The sequence below is a fragment of the Lacisediminihabitans changchengi genome (genome assembly GCF_016634425.1).
Lineage (GTDB): Bacteria > Actinomycetota > Actinomycetes > Actinomycetales > Microbacteriaceae > Lacisediminihabitans > Lacisediminihabitans changchengi.
Window position 1 is genome coordinate 175,021 of sequence record NZ_JAEPES010000005.1, and the last position, 21,009, is coordinate 196,029.

The 21,009-nt window shown below is 63.2% G+C and carries 16 protein-coding genes; 10 read left to right on the forward strand and 6 right to left on the reverse strand.

Annotated elements, in window-relative coordinates; all coding sequences use genetic code 11:
- The first annotated feature begins 199 nt into the window (after positions 1-199).
- On the forward strand, positions 200-2,227 hold the full coding sequence (locus tag IV501_RS14750; RefSeq protein WP_200554806.1) for a cell wall-binding repeat-containing protein: 2,028 nt from the start codon (positions 200-202) through the stop codon (positions 2,225-2,227).
- Complete coding sequence (locus IV501_RS14755) at positions 2,199-3,215, forward strand: glycosyltransferase domain-containing protein (RefSeq protein ID WP_200554805.1); 1,017 nt, start codon at positions 2,199-2,201, stop codon at positions 3,213-3,215. The genes IV501_RS14750 and IV501_RS14755 overlap by 29 nt, the downstream gene beginning before the upstream one ends.
- A gap of 10 nt (positions 3,216-3,225) precedes the next feature.
- Here IV501_RS14755 and IV501_RS14760 read toward each other — a convergent pair whose 3' ends face one another.
- Positions 3,226-4,188 (reverse strand): glycosyltransferase family 2 protein, encoded by a 963-nt coding sequence (locus IV501_RS14760; protein WP_200554804.1) that lies wholly within the window; start codon positions 4,186-4,188, stop codon positions 3,226-3,228.
- A gap of 16 nt (positions 4,189-4,204) precedes the next feature.
- Entirely contained in the window at positions 4,205-5,083 is an 879-nt protein-coding gene (locus tag IV501_RS14765) for a glycosyltransferase family 2 protein (RefSeq protein ID WP_200554803.1), read from the reverse strand.
- A gap of 84 nt (positions 5,084-5,167) precedes the next feature.
- Here IV501_RS14765 and IV501_RS14770 point away from each other — a divergent pair, with 84 nt between their 5' ends.
- The 5 genes from IV501_RS14770 (at position 5,168) to IV501_RS14790 (ending at position 9,572) form a co-directional block, all read left to right on the forward strand.
- Positions 5,168-6,004, forward strand: a complete 837-nt coding sequence (locus tag IV501_RS14770) for an ABC transporter permease (RefSeq protein ID WP_200554802.1) — start codon at positions 5,168-5,170, stop codon at positions 6,002-6,004.
- Entirely contained in the window at positions 6,001-6,741 is a 741-nt protein-coding gene (locus tag IV501_RS14775; protein ID WP_200554801.1) for an ABC transporter ATP-binding protein, read from the forward strand. The genes IV501_RS14770 and IV501_RS14775 overlap by 4 nt, the downstream gene beginning before the upstream one ends.
- A gap of 45 nt (positions 6,742-6,786) precedes the next feature.
- Complete coding sequence (locus IV501_RS14780; protein WP_200554800.1) at positions 6,787-7,398, forward strand: dTDP-4-dehydrorhamnose 3,5-epimerase family protein; 612 nt, start codon at positions 6,787-6,789, stop codon at positions 7,396-7,398.
- 3 nt (positions 7,399-7,401) lie between these two features.
- Positions 7,402-8,265 carry a glucose-1-phosphate thymidylyltransferase RfbA gene (rfbA, locus tag IV501_RS14785; RefSeq protein WP_200554799.1) on the forward strand — a complete coding sequence of 288 codons (864 nt, stop codon included), beginning with the start codon at positions 7,402-7,404 and terminating at the stop codon, positions 8,263-8,265.
- A gap of 89 nt (positions 8,266-8,354) precedes the next feature.
- Complete coding sequence (locus IV501_RS14790) at positions 8,355-9,572, forward strand: cell wall-binding repeat-containing protein (protein ID WP_200554798.1); 1,218 nt, start codon at positions 8,355-8,357, stop codon at positions 9,570-9,572.
- A gap of 26 nt (positions 9,573-9,598) precedes the next feature.
- Here the strand turns inward: IV501_RS14790 and IV501_RS14795 are convergent, their stop codons facing one another.
- Positions 9,599-10,861, reverse strand: coding sequence for a glycosyltransferase family protein (locus IV501_RS14795; RefSeq protein ID WP_200554797.1), 1,263 nt, complete (start codon positions 10,859-10,861; stop codon positions 9,599-9,601).
- 393 nt (positions 10,862-11,254) lie between these two features.
- On the opposite strand from IV501_RS14795, the gene IV501_RS14800 reads away from it, so the two are divergent.
- The 3 genes from IV501_RS14800 (at position 11,255) to IV501_RS14810 (ending at position 16,888) form a co-directional block, all read left to right on the forward strand.
- Entirely contained in the window at positions 11,255-12,484 is a 1,230-nt protein-coding gene (locus IV501_RS14800) for a glycosyltransferase family 4 protein (protein ID WP_234698098.1), read from the forward strand.
- Positions 12,485-12,532: 48 nt separating this feature from the next.
- Positions 12,533-15,019, forward strand: coding sequence for a glycosyltransferase (locus tag IV501_RS14805; protein ID WP_200554795.1), 2,487 nt, complete (start codon positions 12,533-12,535; stop codon positions 15,017-15,019).
- Positions 15,020-15,124: 105 nt separating this feature from the next.
- Entirely contained in the window at positions 15,125-16,888 is a 1,764-nt protein-coding gene (locus tag IV501_RS14810; RefSeq protein WP_200554794.1) for a class I SAM-dependent methyltransferase, read from the forward strand.
- Between the two features lie 7 nt (positions 16,889-16,895).
- Here the strand turns inward: IV501_RS14810 and IV501_RS14815 are convergent, their stop codons facing one another.
- The 3 genes from IV501_RS14815 to IV501_RS14825 all read right to left on the reverse strand — a co-directional run bounded on the left by IV501_RS14815 (position 16,896) and on the right by IV501_RS14825 (position 21,005).
- Positions 16,896-18,878, reverse strand: coding sequence for a DUF7657 domain-containing protein (locus IV501_RS14815; RefSeq protein ID WP_200554793.1), 1,983 nt, complete (start codon positions 18,876-18,878; stop codon positions 16,896-16,898).
- Positions 18,879-18,957: 79 nt separating this feature from the next.
- Entirely contained in the window at positions 18,958-19,941 is a 984-nt protein-coding gene (locus tag IV501_RS14820) for a GDP-mannose 4,6-dehydratase (RefSeq protein ID WP_234698097.1), read from the reverse strand.
- The gene (locus tag IV501_RS14825) at positions 19,938-21,005 is read right to left on the reverse strand and encodes a glycosyltransferase family 4 protein (protein ID WP_200554792.1); all 1,068 of its coding nucleotides are present in this window, start codon (positions 21,003-21,005) and stop codon (positions 19,938-19,940) included. The genes IV501_RS14820 and IV501_RS14825 overlap by 4 nt, the downstream gene beginning before the upstream one ends.
- Positions 21,006-21,009 lie beyond the last annotated feature (4 nt).

Sequence of the window (21,009 nt, forward strand, 5' to 3'; positions counted from 1 at the left end):
CCGGACGGGGGGTTGGCTGGACCGGCGTTGACTGGTTATATCGTCGAGGGAAGAAAACCCGGTCTCTTCTCGAAACAGCGCCTGTGCGGCGCGCTGTAGCGCTTAGGCGTCCAAGGTTGGTCGCTCGTTAGTATGCAAGAGCTTTGGTATGACCGACTCGGGATGTGGACACATGCGGTACAGGACATCGATTCCTCTTATGGGGGCACGTAATCGCGGCCGACTGGTCGCCGCGGGTCTCTCGCTGGCGCTGCTCGTCGGAGGGCTGGTGGCGATTCAGTCTCCAACTGCCGCACAGGCTCTCGACGGCTCCCAGTTCAACGCTGGCCACATCATCGACGACTCGAAGTTCTACGACGGCAACGCCCTGTCGCAGGCGCAGATCCAGTCGTTTCTGGAGTCGAAGCAACCGGGCGCATGTGGGGCGAACGGCTGTCTCAAGAGTTATGTGACCCCAACGACGAGCCAGCCGTCACGGAGCTCTTCGGCTACCGGCAATCTGGTCTGCAGCGCCTATCCGAGTGAAGGCAACGAGTCGGCCGCTCGCATCATCTTCAAAGTGCAGCAGGCGTGTGGCATCAGCGCCCGGGTAATTCTGGTGACCCTGCAAAAGGAGGAGGCGCTCATCACCGGCACCTCGCCGACGCTGGCCAATCTGAGAATTGCAATGGGGTACGCCTGCCCAGATCACGGTGCGGTGTGCGACACGAAGTACTACGGATTCTTCAACCAGATCTACTGGGGAACCTGGCAACTCAAGGTCTACAAGGCGGGGCGTTTCGCCCGGCAGCCCGGCGTGCAGGAGGTCGCTTACAGCACCGTGGCGAGTTGCGGGTCGAAGACAGTCAACGTCGACAACTATGCGACCGCCGCTCTGTACAACTACACCCCCTACACCCCGAACGCCGCGGCCCTCGCGAACCTCTACGGGACCGCGCCGTGCGGCGCTTATGGCAACCGCAACTTCTGGGTCTACTACAACCAATGGTTCGGCGGACCGAGCGGAGATCCTACCGGAGCACTGCAGACCGTGACCGGGGCGGCAAACAGCCTCTCCGTCACGGGATGGGCGGTCGACCCGGACGTGCTGGGCACCGCCATCAACGTGAGGGTGCGCGGTAACGGCTGGAGCACTCTCATCCCAGCCGGAGGAGCGAATGCCGCAGCCGATGCGGCCGTCCCCGGGGCCGGACCGAACCACGGGTTCGCCATGACGGTCACCGCCGCTCCTGGGACCCAATCGGTCTGCGCCGATGCGGAGAACCAGTCGCTCGGTACCGACATCAACCTCGGCTGCACCACGGTCACCGTTGGCTCCGTTGTCACATCGTCGTCTCGAGTTGCCGGTACGGATCGCTACGACACGGCCGTTCAGATCTCGCAGAAGAACTTCGCTGCCGGGGTGCCCGTCGCCTACATCGCGTCGGGCGAGAATTTCCCGGATGCTCTCAGCGCTGTTCCGATCGCCGCTGCTCGCCGGGCACCGTTGTTGCTCGCGACCAGCGCGGCGGTGCCAGCCAATGTCCTGGCTGAACTCGCGCGACTACAGCCGCAACAGATTGTTGTTGTCGGTGGCCCTTCTGCTATCTCGGCCAGTGCTTTCGCGCAGCTGTCCTCCGTTTCGCCGAGCGTCGTGAGGATCAGCGGCACGGATCGTTTCGGTACCTCCATCGCTGTGGGAAGCAGCCTGTACGGCCCGGCGAACCCCGCGACCACCGCCTACATCGCGACCGGAGCGAACTTCCCCGATGCGATCTCGGCAGCGTCGGCCGCAGGCTCGCAGAGGGCTCCCCTGTTGTTGGTCGACGGGTCGGCCACGGCAGTTCCGTCCGCCATTGCAGACTCTCTTCGCTCGTTTGGCGTGACGAAACTCGTCATCGTGGGCGGTGAGGCGGCAATCTCAGCCGGCATGACTTCCGCTCTTGGTGCGTTCGGTACCGTCACGCGAATTGCGGGCCCGGACCGGTATTCCACCTCCGCCAGCGTCAATGCTGCAGCCTTCCCCGCGGCGACCTCTGCCTATCTCGCGACCGGCACGGCTTACGCGGACGGGCTCACCGGAGGCGCTGTCGCCGGAGCGAACTCCGTACCTCTGTTCCTCTCCCCGCAGTCTTGTGTTCCGGCATCCGTCATCGATCAGATGGTGAGAACGCGCACGGCGACTCTGACCCTGCTCGGTGGCGCGTCAGCGCTCGGCGATGGTGTTTCTGGTCTCATGCCCTGCTAGCGTTTCTTGGGCCGAGTGGATATGGCCGTCTCCCGTCCAGCACCTCGTGCTCTACCCGACTGGAGAGGACCATCAGTTGACGGCAGAACCACGCCGAGTCGTCTATACCGCACTCATCGGCAGGTACGAGCAACTCAATGAGCAGCCTGTCGCGCTAGAGACCGATATCGAATTCATCTGCTTCACTGATGACGAACAGCTCACAAGCAAGACCTGGAATATTCGGCTGATTACTCCGAGGTTTCCTCTCGACACCATCAGGAGCGCGCGCTACCTCAAGGTGCGTGGGCCGGAGATTCTTGGCGACTACGACGAAACTCTCTGGATCGACAACAGTGTCAGGCTGCGGGCGACACCCAATCTGCTGCTGGACGAATGGCTCAGGGAGACCGATCTCGCCATTCCCGGCCATAGCTGGAGAACCAGTGTGATCGGGGAGTTTGACGCGGTCGCCGCGGACGGCTACGACGACCCTTCCCGCGTGTACGAACAGCTGATCCACTACTCGACCATCGTCCCGGCCGTGTTGGAGGAGGTGCCGTACTGGACGGCGCTTTTGGCTCGGCGCCGGACTTCCGAGGTGGATGCGGCCATGCAGCTCTGGTGGGACCACCTTCTGCGATATTCTCGCCGAGACCAGCTTTCGGTCAATTTCGCCCTGCGGAGCTCCGAGGTGGCTGTCACTCGGATGGTCTTGGACAATTCATCATCCCTCTGGCACGAGTGGCCCATTCGAGTTGATCGCAAGTGGGACGTCACGCGCGACCGGATGACATCGGCGCTGCGCATCCCCTCCGCGGAGATCGGTCGACTCGAGAACGAACTGGCCGCCATCCGGGCGGACCAGTCGAACCTCATGGCTGAGTGCCAGGTGCTGAAAGAAGAGGTCCTCGAGGCGAACGAACTCGCCGCCTCGTTCCAATCCAGCGCTTCGTGGAAACTCACGGCTCCCATTCGAAGAGTCCTGTCACTCTTTCATCCGCGCTGATCGCTCGCTCTCACGAGCGCGAGGCTGGTCTCGTGGGGATGTGCCCCGGGATGCTCAGCCAGTCGAAGAAGTCTTCCTTGCGATCGAAGAGCGCGTGACCCTGGTCCCGCTCGCTCAGCACGAACGAGAACGGCGACTCGACCATCGCGAGCGTCCATCCACTGTGTGCTGCGTAGCGGCTCATCCAGATGTCCTCCATGAAGAGGAATCGTGGGGGGATTGAGTGGAAGAATTCGGGGTCGTTGACGATGGCCGAATCACACACGCATCCACCGGTACCGATGTGATCCGCTAGCTGGCCGGTCGCTTCGAGCTGCGTGCGATTCCAGTACGCCCCGTCGTTCGTCCACGCCCAGACCCCTCGCACCGATCGCGGAGTAGCTGCGGCGAGGAGGTCGCTGACGAAGGTCGGCCCGAAGTTCTGGTCGTCGTCCATCATGATGTACGCACCGGTGTAGCCTCGCGCTACCAGCTCGCGCGCTGCGAGGAACCGGCCCATCCCTCCGATGTTGTGCGGGGACTCGACGAACTCGACGCTGTTCAACATCTCCGTCGGTGTGAACTCGTCGATGGCCCGCCGATACTGGGCGGAATGGTCAGGCTGGTTGTTCCAGAGCACAAGTCGAATCGTCGACTCCGTCGTCTGGGAAGAGAGGATGCCAAGAATGTCGGCTAACCGTTCCGGCCGGTTCCAGAGACAGACGATGACGGCCACGGCAGTCGAACTCGGGGTGCCGACGAGTTCCTCGAAAACGATCGGGCCCCGAAGGAGGTCCCGGTAGGCCCGTGTCCGCCGACATTGCTCCGGCAGTCGCCGAATCGTTGCCGCCGTTTTGTGGGTGCCGTTCAGAATGGCCTGAACAAGTCGCCGACAGGTTGCGACGGCGCTACGGGTGTTCGTGAGTGCACGGCGAGCCGGTGACTCGAGGCCGAGCCGGCGCACCAGCGAGACCGAGCGGGATATGAGGGTCATGATCTCCCGTTGCCAATCAGGGGCGCCGCGAACGCCGCGCGAGCAAGGCCGACCTCACGGCGAGTCCGATCGACAGAGTGACCCGCACCGGCCATAGCACCCAACCCGAGTATTTTCGGCTGAGGAACCGGCGCGCGCTCGTGTGGTGGGCTCTGATCATCAGGCCGGAGTTGTCGCTGGTCGAGTGGGCCCCGCTGTGCGTCACGACCGCGTCCGGCTCGTAGACGTTCCTGAACCCGGCCTTGCCGAGTCGGTAGCCGAGGTCGACATCTTCGAAGTACATGAAGTATCCGTCATCGAATCCGCCGAGGCTGTCGAATGCCGAGCGACGCACGAGTAGGCATGCCCCCGAGAGCCAGCCCGCATCCCGGCGTTCTTCAGTGGTGGACGTGTCGCGCCGGTAGGCACGCGTCCACGGGTTGCCGATCCAGATGTTGGCGAAGAGGGCGTGACCGATCCCGGTGCGCAGGGAGGGCACAGCTCGCGCCGACGGATACACCGCGCCATCCGTCATAATCGACGGACCAACCGCTCCGATCATAGGATCTGTGCTTCCGACAGCGAGAAGAGTGTCGATCGAGCCTGGCTGCAGCACAACATCCGGGTTGCTGATCAGCACCCACTCGATCGAATTCGGCAGGGTGCGCACCGCCAGGTTCATCGCGCCACCGTAGCCGTAATTGTGATCGAGAGGCAGATAGGACGCCGCGGCCGCGCGAGCCAGGCGTTCGGCCTCGGAGTCGTTGGCGCGGTTGTCTGCTACGACGACGGCGAGGGGAAGAGCGCTCGCGGCCGGCACGGAATCCAGGAATCCGCCGAGCACGTCGGCCGAGCCAAAGCTGACCGTCACGACACCGACCACGGGCGGGGAAGGCTGGTGCGCGGAGGGTGTCATCGGTAGGTAATCATACTTCTAGGCTAGATTGTTCCGAGCTTCACGGCTCGATTCGTGAGCGCACGTGAACTCCAGCGAGGATCGATGAAATACCTGAACGAAGTGTGGGGCTCCCGCGAGCTGCTCTTCAACCTCACCTCTCGCGAGGTCAGGGGTAAGTACAAGCGCACGGTGTTCGGCCAACTCTGGTCATTGGTCAACCCTCTTGCTTTGATGCTCATCTATACGTTCGTCTTTGGGTTCATCTTCAAGAGCAACCCTCCTCCCGGGAGCCCGAGCGGTCTCGATGTGTTTCCGTTGTGGCTTCTGTGTGGATTGCTCCCGTGGACCTTCTTTTCCAGCGTGGTGTCGACAAGTGCCGGTTCGCTTGTCGCGAACTCCGGTCTCATTCAGAAAGTGTCGTTCAGTCGCATAGTGCTCCCACTGTCGACAGTCGGGGCGAGCGCCTACAACTGGGCGTTCGAAATGGTCGTGCTGCTTATTGCAATTACGATCGCCGGTGGGTTTGTGCTTCCGTGGCTGCCGCTGGTTATCGTCGCGATGGCGCTGCTCGCGGTGTTCGCCGCCGGGATCGGTCTTTTGTTCTCGATCATGACGGTGTACTTCCGTGACACAGAATATCTCCTCGGGATCGTTCTCCAGTTTTGGATCTATCTCACGCCGATCATCTACCCGATCTCCCTGGTGACCAATGAATCAGCCAAACACGATGGCCTGCTGGGAACACCCATTACGATTCTCGGTCTTTACGAACTCAACCCGATGGTGCATTTCACGGCGATCTTCCGAGAATTGATCTACGACAATCGCTGGCCAGACACGAACGAATGGCTTATCTGTGTGCTTTGGTCGCTTGCCGCGATCGGGTTCGGAATGCTGGTCTTCCGCAAGAACGAACGCAACCTGGCGGAGGCCCTGTGAGCAACATCGCTGTCAGTGTGGATCATGTCACCAAGAGCTTCCGGATGTACCACGAGCGCAATCAGAGCCTGAAATCCGCCATCATGCGCGGTCGGACATCCGTGCATGAGGACTTCCTGGCTCTGGACGACGTCTCTTTCGACGTTCCCATCGGGTCGACCTTCGGATTGATCGGGAGCAACGGCTCGGGAAAGTCGACTCTGCTTAAGTGCCTGGCGAACATCTACTACCCGAACAAGGGCGAAATCACCCACTTTGGCAAGATCGCGGCGATGCTCGAGGTGGGATCCGGTTTCCACGCCGAGCTCTCCGGCCGGGAGAACATCTTCCTCAACGGCTCGATCCTCGGGATGTCGAAGAAGGAAGTTACCCGCAAGTTCGACGAAATAGTTGACTTCTCGGGCGTCGAGCAGTTCATCGACCAGCCGGTGAAGAACTATTCCTCCGGCATGTATGTGCGTCTCGGTTTCGCTATCGCCATCAATGTCGACCCGGACATCCTCGTGGTGGATGAAGTCCTTGCGGTAGGAGACGCCGAATTCCAGGAGAAGTGCTTCCGCAAGTTTGAGGACTTCAAGAGGGCTGGCAAGACCGTCATCCTGGTCAGCCATTCGATGGACACCGTCCAGAACATGTGCGACCACGCAGCGTGGCTCAACCGTGGAGAGCTCAGGGCCGTCGGCGCAGCAAAGCCGACCATCGCGGCCTACCTGGACTCACTCCACATTCCCGAGTAGCCCGATCGGGATTGCCGAACGGTGCCCTCCGATAGGCTCGTAGACGTGCAAATCCGAGAGCTATCAATACCAGACGCCTACGAGATAACCCCGATCCAACGTAGAGATGATCGCGGCGTCTTTCTCGAGTGGTATCGACATGACCTGCTCGAGGAGGCCGTCGGCCACTCCCTCGATCTCCGGCAGGCCAACACCTCGGTGTCTCAGAAAGGCGTGGTGCGCGGGATTCACTTCGCCGATATCCCGCCGGGACAGGCTAAGTACGTCACGGCTCCGCATGGGGCCGTCGTCGACTTTGTCGTCGACATCCGGGTCGGCTCGCCCACCTTCGGCGAGTGGGACTCGGTGCTGCTCGACAGCATCGATCGACGTGCGATCTATTTGGGCGAGGGGCTCGGGCACGCGTTCGTGGCGCTGACCGATGACGCGACGGTGAGTTATCTGGTGAGCGACACCTACAACGCGAGCCGCGAGCACGGGATCGATCCGACGGACCCGGCTATCGGACTGGTCTTCCCCCCGGAAATCGGCGAACTCCTGCTCTCCCCGAAGGACACGGACGCGCCGTCGCTCGCGGAAGCCGCCGAACTCGGGTTGCTTCCCCGGTGGGCGGATGCGCGCGCGTTCTACAAATCGCTCGATACGAAGGTCGTCTGAACCATGCGCGGAATCATCCTTGCCGGCGGCAGCGGAACACGCCTGTGGCCTATCACCCGTGGTATCTCCAAGCAGCTGATGCCGATCTACGACAAGCCGATGATCTATTACCCCCTGTCGACGCTCATGATGGCGGGCATCCGGGAGATCCTGATCATCACGACTCCCGAGTACAACGAGCAGTTCCGGGCGCTGCTCGGCGATGGTAGCGCCCTCGGCATCCGTCTCGAGTACGCGGTACAGCCGTCGCCGGATGGCCTCGCGCAGGCCTTCATCATCGGTGAGGAGTTCATCGGGGACGAGAGCGTCGCTCTCGTGCTGGGCGACAATATTTTCCACGGCGCGGGGCTGGGGCAGTCGCTTCGCACGAATGGGGAGGTCGTCGGCGGCCTCATCTTCGCGTACCACGTGGCGAATCCGACGGCCTATGGTGTTGTCGAGTTCGACAAGAACATGGTCGCCAAGTCGATCGAGGAGAAGCCGGTCGTCCCGAAGAGCAACTATGCGGTGCCCGGTCTTTATTTCTATGACAATTCCGTGGTGGAGATAGCCAAGACCATCGAGCCGAGTGCTCGAGGGGAACTGGAGATCTCCACGGTCAACGAGCGCTATCTCGCCGCCGGGGCGCTGCAGGTGCAGGTGCTCGACCGAGGAGTCGCCTGGCTCGATACCGGCACCTTCGAATCGATGATGCAGGCATCCGAGTACGTGCGTGTCATCGAAGACCGGCAGGGGTTCAAGGTCGGCTGCATCGAAGAGATCGCCTGGCGTGCGGGCTGGATCGACGACGATCAACTCGCCGGTCTTGCCGTGCCGTTGCGGAAGAGCGGATACGGCGTCTACCTGTCGAGCCTCCTCGGAGCATAGGGGGCACCCAGCGGCCCCCATACGGGGAGTGTTGACGATGAATCGCGTCTCCTATGCTCAGACCAACCCGAACTCCATGATTGGTCTCTGTGATAGCGCTCCGCCTTCTACCCGTCCTCGTCACAGCCATCGCCCTCGTCATGCCGGTGACTGCCGCGCATGCCCTTGTGCCCGGCGTCACCTCGGGGGCGGTCACCTCGGGGGCGGTCACCTCGACGCCGCAGAGGTTGGCCGGTGGCGACAGGTATTCGACGTCCGTGGCGATAGCCTCCCGATTCGCGGAAGGCGTACCGGTGGCCTATGTCGCGACAGGCACGAACTATCCGGACGCCCTGAGTGCTGCGCCCGCTGCGGCCGCTCTCGGAGGTCCGCTGCTGCTGACCGCCCCTGATTCGCTTCCCGCCGTGGTGGCCGCGGAGATCACGCGTCTCGCGCCGCAGCTGATCGTTGTGGTGGGCGGCAACGCGGCGGTATCGCCGGAGGTCTACGACCAGCTTTCCGCGATGACACCGGCGATTCGTCGCGACTCGGGAGTGGATCGGTACGAGACCTCCCGCACCATCAACCGCAACGCATTCCCCGCGGGAAGCCCGAGCGCCTTTGTCGCAACCGGAACGAATTTCCCGGATGCGCTGAGCGCCTCCGCCGCAGCAGGGAGCGTCAGCGCTCCGGTCGTCCTGGTGGACGGTTCCGCCTCCGCCGTCGCGCCGGCCACTAGCGAGTTGCTCACCTCGCTTCACGTCACGTCGGTGAAGATCGCGGGCGGCACCGCAGTCGTGTCGGAAAGCCTCTCGGCGTCCCTCCGGACGGTGACCGGGGTGGGCGTCGTCTCGCGCCTGGCCGGAGCGGACCGCTACTCGACATCCGTGGCCATCAACAACGGGTCGTTCGAATCCGCGCCGACCGTGTTCCTGGCTGTGGGCTCAGGATTTGCTGACGCGCTCGCCGGCGCGGCGCTCGCCGGCCACGATCACGCGCCGCTGTTCGTGACCCCGGGCAACTGCGTCTACGCCTCGACTCTCGCCGAGATGGCGCGCCTCGGCGCTACGACCCACGTGCTTCTCGGCGGTCCGGCGGCGTTGACTTCCGGTGTCGAGAACCTGATCACCTGCGAGTCGCTGAGCCAGCCCGTTCCTGATGTGCAGCCGACGGTTCCGCCGCGGCCGAGCTCCGGCATTAACTGCTCGAGCTTCTCGACGCAACCTGAGGCGCAGGCCTTCTACAACCTCTACTACCCCGCCTACGGTGACATCGCTCGCCTCGATCGAGACAACGACGGCATCGCCTGCGAGAGCCTGCCGCGCTGAATGCATCGGATCGCTGAGACGCTCGACTATCCGATCTGACAGAACAGGGCGAGCACGCTGAGCCCGGCTCCGTAGGCAAGAATCAGCCATTCGCTGAGGTTGTTGCGAACCAGCATTCCGACCGCCACCACGGACATCGGCGCGAGCGGTTGCCCGTAGCGGGGCGAGACCGGCGCGCCGGTTCCAAGAACCACCTGCATCGATAGCGCGAGCAAGGGTGCGAACACGGTGAACGCCACCGCCGTGGCTATGGCCCACGCTCGATTCAGGGTCCAGCCTCGGGTGCTAATGAACCATCCGAAGATCCCGACCATGACCAGAACTATGAAAGGTGCGGTCAACAGGGTTGGTATCGGGCTGACTCCTGATATCCCATCGCGAGGGAAGAAGAAGACGAATACGTTCGCGGCCAGCCCGTGGGGCGTGACGTTGCCAGACAAACCCTGATCGGGTCCGTCGCCCACGCGCGTCGCCCGTCGAATCAGGAGCCAGATCCCCTGCGCGACGGCGGACGACACGGCGGCGATCAGGGCCCACTTGATCATCGTGCGAGATCGCGGAATGGAATCATTCACGGGCGCGCGCCGCCGGACGATCGCGTAGATGACCAGCATGATGACAACGAGGCCGACAGCGAAGATATTGGTGACTTTGAGAAGAGTTCCGATCACCGAGGCGGCGACCAACCAACCTCCGAATCTCCCTGACTTCACAAACCGCGCGCCCAGGAAGGCGACGGTGGCTCCGGCGACGAGACTCGGAGCATCCGTGCTGATGTAGCTGAAGGCGTAGTGCGTCGAGACGAGGCCGATCACTCCGAGTCCGAGCCCGAGCGTCAGTCTCTTACTCAGCTTGAATTCGCGGCACAGCAGATAGAGCATGATGAGCCCGGCGACTAGCCAGAGTGACCCGACAGCTCGCGCGGCGGTCAGGAGCGAAACGCCGGTGACGAACTGAATGACCTTCGCTACCGCCCAGGTGGGGGCGAAATAGGCGGGGGTGTAGAGGTCGGCGGTGGTGAGTCCCTGCTGCGGGTAGACCGAGGGCGTGTCGTAGGTGCCCGTCGGCCCGGTACACGGCTCGCCTCTTGGACCGAACGTGTCGCCGTTGCAGGCCATGGCCTCAAGGCCAGCCTCGCCGATCGTTTCGCCCTGGCGCACAAAGCCCTCGGTCGGAACCTTCGTGATGTAGTCGTAGTAGACCCACTCGTCGTACGGCGAAAACGTCGGCCCATTTTTATCGACGTTCGTGAGGGTCGCCGAGAACCCCACGATCACGAGGAGTGCCACGGCCCAGAACCTGGTGATCCATCGGACGGCTGTCGCTTTGATATCTCGGGGTGGGCTCGAATTGATCTGGATGGTCACTGGTGGCCCCAACGTAGTTTCTCGTGCGGAATAACGCAGGTCAGCCTAATCGCACCCACGCGCGTTCACACTGTCTTCGGCACCGCCCAGTGTTAACATGAGGCAGGCACGCGGGGTTCGTGCCGGATCTCCCTCGTCGTCCGGGTCGGTATCCGGGGGCCGACGGTTGATTGATTTTAAGGATGTTTTTTCCCAATGCCCGACCAGCGCAACATACTCGTTGTAACCGCCGATTCATTGGCGCCTCGAATGGCGGGGCCAGCCATCAGAGCGTTCGAGATGGCCAAGGCACTCTCTGCGGTGGCCAATGTTAAATTGGCGTCCACTGTCCACTCGTCTCTGACCCACCCCGACTTCGAGATCTTCGACGCGTCTTCCATCGGCCTGCGAGAGAGCGAGCAGTGGGCGGATGTCATCGTCTTCCAGGGACATCTCCTAGCCACCCACAAGTGGCTCAAGGACTCCGAGAAGATCATCGTCGCGGACATCTACGATCCGATGCACCTCGAACAACTCGAGCAGGGCAAGGATCGGTCCTGGAGCGACCGGGTATCGCTGGGTCTCGATGTGGTCACCGTTCTCAACGACCAGATTCTCCGCGCGGACTTCATGGTGTGCGCGTCGGACAAACAACGTGACTTCTGGATGGGCCAGCTTGCCGGTATGGGGCGGATCAACCCAGCGACCTACGATCAGGACGCGAGTCTTCGCAGCCTTCTCGACGTCGTTCCGTTCGGGCTGGATGCTACGCCTCCGGTGCAGAGGCGCCACGCGATAAAAGGAACTATTCCTGGCATCAGCGCCGAGGACAAGGTCATTTTGTGGGGCGGTGGCATCTACAACTGGTTCGATCCCCTCACTCTGATCCGAGCGGTCGCGGAGCTGCACAAACGCCGACCCAATGTGCGCCTCTTCTTCCTCGGCGTGAAACACCCGAACCCGAACGTGCCGACCATGCAGATGTCGTACGACGCGCAGAACCTAGCGAAAGAGCTCGGCCTTCTCGGGTCGGTCGTGTTCTTCAATGAGGGCTGGGTTCCCTACGACGAACGCGCCGACTACATTCTGGATGCGGATGTCGGGGTGAGCACCCATCTCGATCATCTCGAAACCGCCTTCAGCTTCCGCACCCGAATCCTCGACTATCTCTGGGGCTCGCTGCCGATTGTCAGCACCGCCGGCGACACGTTCGCGGAGATCATCGAACATCATGAGCTGGGACGGGTAGTCGCACCTCAGGATGTCGCCGGGTTGGAATCGGCCCTCGAGTCTGTGCTGTTCGATGACGTCGAGCACGCAGCCACGGTCGACCGGGTGAAGTCGTTTGCCGCCACGATGACCTGGGAGCGCGTGCTGCAGCCCCTCGTGACCTATTGCCTCACGGGGGAGCGCGCACCCGACCTGGCTCGCAAGATGATCCTTGCTGGCCTCGATAAGCAGATTTCGCTCCAGACTAGGGTGGATGGACTCGAGCAGAGCTTCTCCTGGAGGATCACCGCCCCGGTCCGCGCGGTGACGGGCCTGTTTCGCCGCTTCCGCGGCTGACCTCCGTTATAGACTTCCGTGGCTCCCAATCGCCCAAGAGAGGCCGGCATGCCCACACTGCGACCAGGCGTCGTCTCCGTTGTGCTCGTCAACTACAAAGGCACGGACGACACGATTGAGGCGATCGGCAATCTCGGACGCCTCGATTGGCCGAGTGATCGGCTTGAGATCGTCGTGGTGGAGAACGCTTCTGGCGATAACAGCGAGGAACGCATCCGAGCCGCAGCACCGCACGTGACGGTGGTGGTCTCTCCCAAGAATCTGGGATTCGCCGGGGGCTGCAACCTGGGTGTTGCAGAGTCGAGCGGCGAGTTCGTCGCCCTGCTGAACAACGACGCGAGACCTGATGCGCTCTGGGTGCGGACCGCCGTCGAGCGGTTCGCCGAGTCGGCGAGCATCGGCGCCGTCGCGAGCCGAGTGCTCGATTGGGAAGGAAACCTCGTCGACTACATCGGGTCGGCAATGACCTGGTACGGAATGGGTTACAAACCCGACACCGCGGAAGCCATCCCCGCAACGCCGGACCTTCCAAAGGACGTGCTGTTCGGCACCGGGTCGGCGATGTTCGTCAGGCGATCCGTCTACGACGAGCTCGAGGGGTTCGACGAGCGCTACTTCATGTTCTTCGAAGACGTCGACCTCGGCTGGCGACTCAACCTGCGCGGTTGGCGCTTCGCCTACGAGCCGCGATCGCTTGCGTATCACAAGCACCATGCTTCGATGAAAGAGTTCGGTTCGTATAAGGAGACCTACCTTCTCGAACGGAATGCCCTCTTCACCCTCTATAAGAATATGGACGAGAAGAACCTCGCGGAGGCGCTTCCGGCCGCTATGGCGCTGTCCGTTCGACGCGCCATCGCGCGCGGAAAGATCGACTCTTCGGCCTTCGACCTGCGCAAGCCGGGTGGCGACAGCGAGTCGGACATCGAGATTCCCAAGATCACCGTCTCGGCACTGTACGCCATCGATCAGTTCGTCGAACGACTCCCTTCCCTTCGCGCCGCTCGCGACCAGATCCAGGCGACGAGAACGGTGTCGGACAGCCGAATCTGGAGACTGTTCGGCGAAGCGGATGCGCCCGTCTACCAGGACGAGGACTACCTGCGCGGATACGAGAACATCGTCACGGTCTTCGACGTCGCCGACCCTCCCATCGCGACGAGGGTTCTCATCATCACCGGCGATCCGATCGGCAAGAAACTCGCCGGACCGGCGATCCGCGCCTGGAACATGGCCGAACTGCTTTCTCGGGACAACTCGGTCACACTCGTCACCCTGAGTGGCACCGAACAGATCGATGCGCCATTCGACATCGCGCACGTGGCGCCGGGCGACGACCGGGCGTTCGACAAGCTCGAGGAGTGGGCCGACGTCATTGTGTTCCAGGGCCATGCGATGGCGGTGTTCGAAGCGCTACGTCGCACCACCAAGATCGTCGTGGTCGACATCTACGACCCGATGCACCTCGAACAGCTCGAGCAGGGACGTCACCTCCCCTCCGCCGAGTGGGCCACCCAGGTCAGCGATGCCACCGGTGTGCTCAACGAGCAGATGAGTCGAGGAGATTTCTTCCTCAGCGCTTCAGATCGCCAGCGGATGTTCTGGCTGGGACAGCTCGCCTCTCTCGGCCGCATCAACCCCGCGACCTACGACGGCGACCCCGACCTCGACGGACTGATCGGTGTCGCGCCGTTCGGACTCTCCTCGACCCCGCCCGAGCACCGCCGCGAGGTACTGAAGGGCGTTGTGCCCGGCATCGCAGCGACGGACAAGGTCGTGCTCTGGAGTGGCGGGCTCTACAACTGGTTCGACCCGAAGATCCTGATCAGGGCGGTAGCCGATCTGTCCGAGCGCCGACCGAACGTGCGCCTGTTCTTTCAGGGAACCAAGCACCCGCATCCCGGAGTGCCCGAGATGGCGATCGTCTCAGAATCACGTGAGCTTGCGGCCCGCCTCGGCGCGCTCGACAGGACCGTGTTCTTCAATCCGTCCTGGGTGGACTACGCCGATCGCGAGAACTACCTCATGGAGGCGGATGCGGGCGTCAGTACCCACTTCTCCCACATCGAGACGACCTTCTCGTTCCGCACCCGCATCCTCGACTACCTGTGGGCCGGCCTTCCCATGGTGGTCACGGCGGGGGACCATTTCGCGGAGCTCATCGAGGCCGAGAATCTCGGTCTCGTCGTCCCCGCCGGCGACATGGAGGCGTTGTCGGCGGCCCTCGAGCGCGTGCTCTTCGACGACGAGTTGATCGACGAGGCGAAGGCCAACATCGCCAGGGTTCGAGAGCTGTACTTTTGGGAGCGAGCGCTTGCTCCCCTCGTCGACTTCGTCGCCGACGCGCATCACGCCAGAGACAGGCAAGGGATGGGGGGAACCGCTGTCTCCGTCGCGCGCCCCAGGCAACGGGTTAAGCCCTCGGGTCTTCGCCATGACTTGAGGCTCGTCACTCACTACCTGAACAATGGAGGTCCCCGCATGGTTGTGCGGCGCATCCAGAGCCGATTAAGACGGAGTGAACCCGAGCTGTGACCCTTCGGCGGCGAAGCCGTGTTCCTGACCGAGATCGCTGGATCCGCTGGCAGAATGTCTCCGGGTCTGCTCAAGGGCTCTTATCGAAAAGGATTAGGTAGTCGCTTGGTTGCTGTTCTCGTGTGGGAGTCCGGGTCAGCCCACATCGTGTGCCCGGTGTGTCGCTACGACGGCGATGCTTCGGGCGACGTCGCGGTACTGGGGATGCCGGTCGGCCGGATTGAGACTGTGCGGTGTCCTCGATGCCGTTCCATCTCCATTCTCGGCGGCCTGTTCAGTATCAATACTCCCGAGTCGATAGTCGACGCGTACGTCGAAAACGGAGCTGGTCTCGAAGGCATCGCCCGGAACCTCTATTACATCGACCCGGCCCAGGTTTCCACCATGCTCGATGTCGGGTGCAACTACGGATTCGGCGCTCACCTCGGCAAGACCGTTCTCGGGTGGGATGCGATGGGCATCGAACCGGGGACCTCTGGACGGCGGGGCGCGCGTGAACTCGGCATCGTCATCCGGGATGAATTCCTTCTAAAAGAGACACGCTTCGACAGTGCCTTCGATCTGATTGTCGCGTCGGAGGTACTCGAACACGTTCCTGATCCGCTCGGATTCCTGCAGGCGATCGCGGCTCATCTCTCCCCGACCGGACGCCTGATACTGACGACACCCGCAGCGGAGATCGTCTCCCCGGACGAGCCGGACGTCGAAATCATCATTGCGTTGAGTCCGGGGTATCACCTCTTCCTCGCGAGCTCCGGCGGGCTCGAGATGCTTCTTCGAGAGGCAGGATTCGGCGCCGTCCGGATCGAACTCGACGGTCGCACCCTTCGGGCGATCGCCGCCATCGACTCTTCGGAGCCGGTGGAGTTCGGAGACTTCGGTCCGGACCCCTCCACGCTCGAGCGGTACTACGACCAGAGCGCCGAATTGGGTCCGGCCGGGTCCGCCCTCCGAAGCGGCATGGCCACTCGGCATTTCAGGTCGCTGGTCAACCGCGGAGCGTGGGAAATCGCTGGCGCCAGCCGGGATCGTGCCATCTCCGCGGTGAGCGACAGGCATGGAGTCGACCTGGCGTCCCCGACATCCGCTCTCGCTGCATTGCACGCCGGCACGCCCGTGCCCTGGAATTCCATATCGCTCGCATATCACTGTGGGATGCGGGAACTGGTCGACCGCAATGACGCGCCACTCGCCCTGCAGTACTTCGACTTCACCCTCGGGGCTGCGGCGCTCTGGGTGGAACAGGCGAATGTGCTTGACGGCGACTCGTCCGACCTGATGATCAACGCAGCGCGCCACCGTGCCCTTGCGCTCGCCCGCTTCGACCCGGATGCGCTTCCGGCCGCACTCTCGCTTCTCTCAACAGTCGACTCCCGCGGGAGCGCGGATGTCTGGACAGCGCGCATCCTCACCGAGCTGGTGTCACTCGCCCGCTTTGACGCGGCGGAATCGATCCGCGCGGATGCCGAGGCTCTCGTGGCGCGCTCGGACGGTCAGACGGGGGGTCGAACGGTTCCGGCCATTCGGTCCGTATTCGCCCTCGCCGACATGGACATCGCGAGCCGCAGGTTCGAGAGTGCCGCATCTCGGCTCCGACTGGCCCGACAGCTCCGCGGCAGATCAGCCACCGACGACGAGACCGAGGCCTTCATCCACCATGTCCTCGTCCCGTCCGCCAGTGAGCGTCTGGGGCACGCCTACCGGGCCGCGCTCGCGGCGAAAGACCACGCAACGGCTCGCCAGATCGCCCGCACCATCACCGAGGTCGCGCGTATCGGTCCACGCGCGCGTCTTCGACGATCCGCTCTCGTCTCGCTGGCCCGTTTCCCGGCAGCAATCGACGCTCTTCGACTCGGCCGGCGGCTCTAGCGAACAATCAGGTCTTCGGAATCACCCGGTAGATGGTGAAGGTCTGTTTCGGAGCGGGGAACGAACGGTCGGCGACAAGGCACTTCGAAGTGACCTTCTTCTCGGTCGACAGCACATAGGCGACATGCTTTTGTGCGAATTCAGAGCAAGCGTCGAACGTAGAGACGATCTGATCGGCCGCAGGATTGCTGACGACGGGCTCGCCCGGTGCGAAGACCCAGCCGATGCCCGCGAGTCGATTCCAGGTGTACTTGTACTGCGACGTTGGATCAATCTCTTTCCACATGGTGCGCGACGGTGCCCCCTGCATCCCATTGAACGCGGTCACTCCCGACTCCATCAGGATGGCAGAGGTTTCGACACCACCGACGCCGACCCAGTCTCCCGGCCGTTCGGCATCGACCCGCTGCACTCCCTTCGTCACCGGCGCATTTCGCAGATCGAAGACTCCGACATAGACGGGATTGACGCCCGCGGTGCTCAGGACGCTGATGGCGAGGAAGAGAGCGGTGCCTAGTGCAGGTCGCCTGCGCGCGACGAAGAAGATGGCCGCGGCTGAGGCAAGCGCGTCGAGCCACCAGAGCGGCGAGTTCCGGAAGAGCGTCGCACGTCCACCGAAATGGATCACCGCCAAGGCGACAGCGAGCTGCGACAGAACGAACAGCACCGCTGAAAGCACGGAGATCCGAAGTCCCGCCTGGCTCTTCTCGTCGTCGAAATAGCGGATGACGTAGGCCAGAATCACGAAGGACGCGAGCCCGAGCCCAATTCGCAGTCGAGCATCCATGGAGCGGTCGAGAAAGAGCAAGTGCGCGATTGCATTCCAGCCGGGGATGTAGCAGAACGCCACGATCAACAGGATGAACCCGACCATGGCCATGAGAGTCCATGGCAGTGGGACGCGCGACCGTGCGGCGCGCACGACGATCCAGACGACGACGGGGATCAGGAACGCCCCGATCAGAAAGAAGGTCGAAGCTTCGGACGCGTTGATGTTGAGCAAGCCATCGCCGAGGGACAGCGATTGCGAGAACGACGAACCGATCGTGCGTGCCCCCGTCGCGAGCAGGCTCGACCCGGTGGGGGTGAGACGTTCGCCGGGGTAGGACGTGGCCAAGAAAGCGTTGAGAGTGGTCTGTTTGGTCTGCAGCCAGATCAGCGTTACCACCGCGCCAAGCGCGCCGGCGATGAGGATCGGGACCGCCCTTGCAAGAAGAGCCAGCCACGCAGCCCCGCGTCTCTTCTGTTCGATCACGGTGCCGATGGCGAACAGCGCGACCACGAGCACGATCGGCACGATGAACGGCGCGTAGATACCCATTGCCATGACCACGGTGAGGAATGCCACCGGCGCTGCCCAGATCCATCGAGACGCACGGCTGTCCGAGCGAACTGCCCACAACATCGCTGCCATGGTGACCAGTGCCCAGGCCATCGGCCAGAAGATGACGGTCTGGAACCACCACTGGAAGAACGGGCTGAAGAAGAAGCCGACCGAAAGGGCCGCAGCGACGAGCGGCCGCCGGGGCAACACTGTCACGAGAAAGAGGTAGGCGGCGCCGATGAAGGTCAGGGCCGCAATCCACCACTTGAACGCTGTGGCGTGGTTGACGTCGAACACCAGATAGCCCCAGAGCTGCGGTCGAAAGACGACCGACCAGTCAGAGCGCGGCAGGTCGTGGGGGAGCGCCGCATCCATTCCCCCCGGCATCGTCCGATTGATCTCCGGGAGCCCCTGCTCGACCTGCGAGATCGACCAAGCGGTGTTCACGTACCACTCGTCTGAGCGGATCAGCTCAGGATGCCCGGCGAGGAGCGCCGGATCGTTTCCCGCATAGATCCGGCCGTACATCTCGCCGGACGACGTCCCGTTGAGAGCAAAACCGACGACGATGATTCCGAACAGCACGACGAGAGCCGGAAAAATGAGCAGTACGCGTCGGTTGGGCAAGCCGTCTGGTCGGGGCAGAGCGAAGCGGGCGTACTTCATTACCGAAGTCGTCCAGATCGCTCGCAGTCGAGGCGCCGTTGACTGCACGCGGATTTTACTCACTGAGCCTCACCCATCATCACGACAGCTGCTCGAGCTCAGCCGCAATCATGATGCCGACCAGCTCGTGGAACGAGACGCTCGGCTCCCAGCCGATCGAACGCAGCTTTGTGGGGTCGCCGACCAGTTGTTTTGGGTCTGCCGGTCGGTAGAGCGCTGGATCGATGATCACGCGATCTTCCCAGTCGGTGACACCGGCGACGGCGAAGGCCTCGGAGACGAACTCGCGCACCGAGTGCGACACACCGGTCGCGACGATGAAGTCGTCGCTGGTCGGCTGCGAGATGATCCGGATCATCGCGTCGACAAAGTCCGGTGCGTAGCCCCAGTCCCGGTGCACGTCGATGTTGCCGAGCGTGATGGTCTCCTGGCGACCGAGCGCGATCCGTGCGACGGCCATCGCGATCTTCCGGGCGACGAACGAGTCTGGACGCCGCGGGGATTCGTGGTTGTAGAGCACCGCCGAGCTCACGAACATCCCGCGCGCGCGGTAGACGCCCGCCATCTCATGGGCGAACATCTTTGCCGCACCGTACGGGGTCACCGGCACGAGCGGCGTGCGCTCGGTCTGTGGCACCTCGGTCGCGTCGCCGAAGATCTCTGCGCTCGACGCCTGCAGCATCCGCACCGGCCGCCCCGTGCGCTGCGAGAGATTCCAGGACGCCTCGAGAAGACGGATGGGTCCCACCCCGAGCACATCGGCTGCCTCGGCCGGGAACTCCCACGAGCGGGCTACCGAGGTGTTGCCGGCGAGGTTGAACACCCGGGTCGGTTCCGTCGCGTCGACGAGTTCGCGGATGCCGGTGGCGTCCCCGAGATCGGCCACATGGGCCGTCGCCGAGGGGAAGCGTTCGGCGAGGAGCGCGGCCCCCGCATGGGAGTGGCACATGCCGTGGACCTCGTCCCCCCGGGCGAGCAGCTTCTCCACAAGGTAGACCCCGTCTTGACCGTTCGCCCCGGTGACGAGGGATCGCTGGCGAGTCACGGATTCCGCGATGGTCATGCGACCCTCCGATAGACGTCGACGTGAACGTCGCGGCACTTCTCCCAGGTGAAGTCCTGCACCTGGTCGAGCCCACGACGCGTCAGCTCCGGTGCTCGTACGAGGGCATCGAGGATGCCGGCGGCGATCGCTTCCGGATCCTCAGGGTCGAAGAGCACGGCGGCGTCGCCGCACACCTCGGGGATGGAACCTGCATTCGATGCCGCAACCGGGCACCCGGACGCCATGGCCTCGAGCGGGGGAAGCCCGAAACCCTCATACAGGCTCGGGAAGGCGAGCACTGCGGCTGACCGGTACAGGTTCTTCAGCTCGTCCGTGCTGACGAGGCCGCGTCGCTCGACCCAGTCCGGAAGCTCGCCGAGCTGGTCGAGCGCACCACCGGTAAGCACGAGGCGGATGTCGGGGCGCTCAGCACGCACCAGGCGCATGGCCTCGACGAGTCGCGCATGGTTCTTGTGCTGCCAGCCGCGCGCCGGGTAGAGCACGAACCCCTCACGCGGCCCGAGGTTCGGAGTGAACTGCCGGGTATCGACGGCGAGGTGGGCGACGTGGATCTTCGCCGGGTCGAGTCCGAGCAGCTCCACCATGCGGGTCTTGGCGAACTCGCTGATCGTGATGACCGCGTCGGCACGCCGGGCCGCTCCCTCGTAGTAGTGGCGGCGATAGGCGAGCTCCGGTCGGGAGAAGAGTTGGGGGAGGTCAAGGTGCTGCACATCGAGGAGGGTCTGTACGAAAGCCTGGTCTTTCGACGGCTTCGGAGCCCCCACGGTGAACGGATAGTGGACGACGCGCGCGGAAGCCAGTTCGCGGCGAATCGATCGGGCGAAGACCGTCGCCGTTGTCAGCGCCCGCAGGCGGTCGAGCGTTGTCGGGCCGCCGTGCACCTGCGCAATCACGCGCTCCGCGATGCCCTCGCTGAAGCCCCGCGCCGTCGATGGCACCCAGGCGGTGGCCGAGACCTCGTCGACCGTCGCCAACTGCCGGGTGAGCTCTCGCGCGTAGGTCTCGCTTCCGCCCATGCCTCCTGGAACGAGAGTGAGCATCGACAGCGCTACATCGAGCACAGGA

Coding starts and splice junctions, on each gene's coding strand:
- IV501_RS14750 (WP_200554806.1), top strand. CDS start 200: ATGGGGGCACGTAATCGCGGCCGACTGGTCGCCGCGGGTCTCTCGCTG.
- IV501_RS14755 (WP_200554805.1), top strand. CDS start 2,199: ATGGTGTTTCTGGTCTCATGCCCTGCTAGCGTTTCTTGGGCCGAGTGG.
- IV501_RS14760 (WP_200554804.1), bottom strand. CDS start 4,188: ATGACCCTCATATCCCGCTCGGTCTCGCTGGTGCGCCGGCTCGGCCTC.
- IV501_RS14765 (WP_200554803.1), bottom strand. CDS start 5,083: ATGACACCCTCCGCGCACCAGCCTTCCCCGCCCGTGGTCGGTGTCGTG.
- IV501_RS14770 (WP_200554802.1), top strand. CDS start 5,168: ATGAAATACCTGAACGAAGTGTGGGGCTCCCGCGAGCTGCTCTTCAAC.
- rfbA (WP_200554799.1), top strand. CDS start 7,402: ATGCGCGGAATCATCCTTGCCGGCGGCAGCGGAACACGCCTGTGGCCT.
- IV501_RS14805 (WP_200554795.1), top strand. CDS start 12,533: ATGCCCACACTGCGACCAGGCGTCGTCTCCGTTGTGCTCGTCAACTAC.
- IV501_RS14815 (WP_200554793.1), bottom strand. CDS start 18,878: ATGAAGTACGCCCGCTTCGCTCTGCCCCGACCAGACGGCTTGCCCAAC.
- IV501_RS14820 (WP_234698097.1), bottom strand. CDS start 19,941: ATGACCATCGCGGAATCCGTGACTCGCCAGCGATCCCTCGTCACCGGG.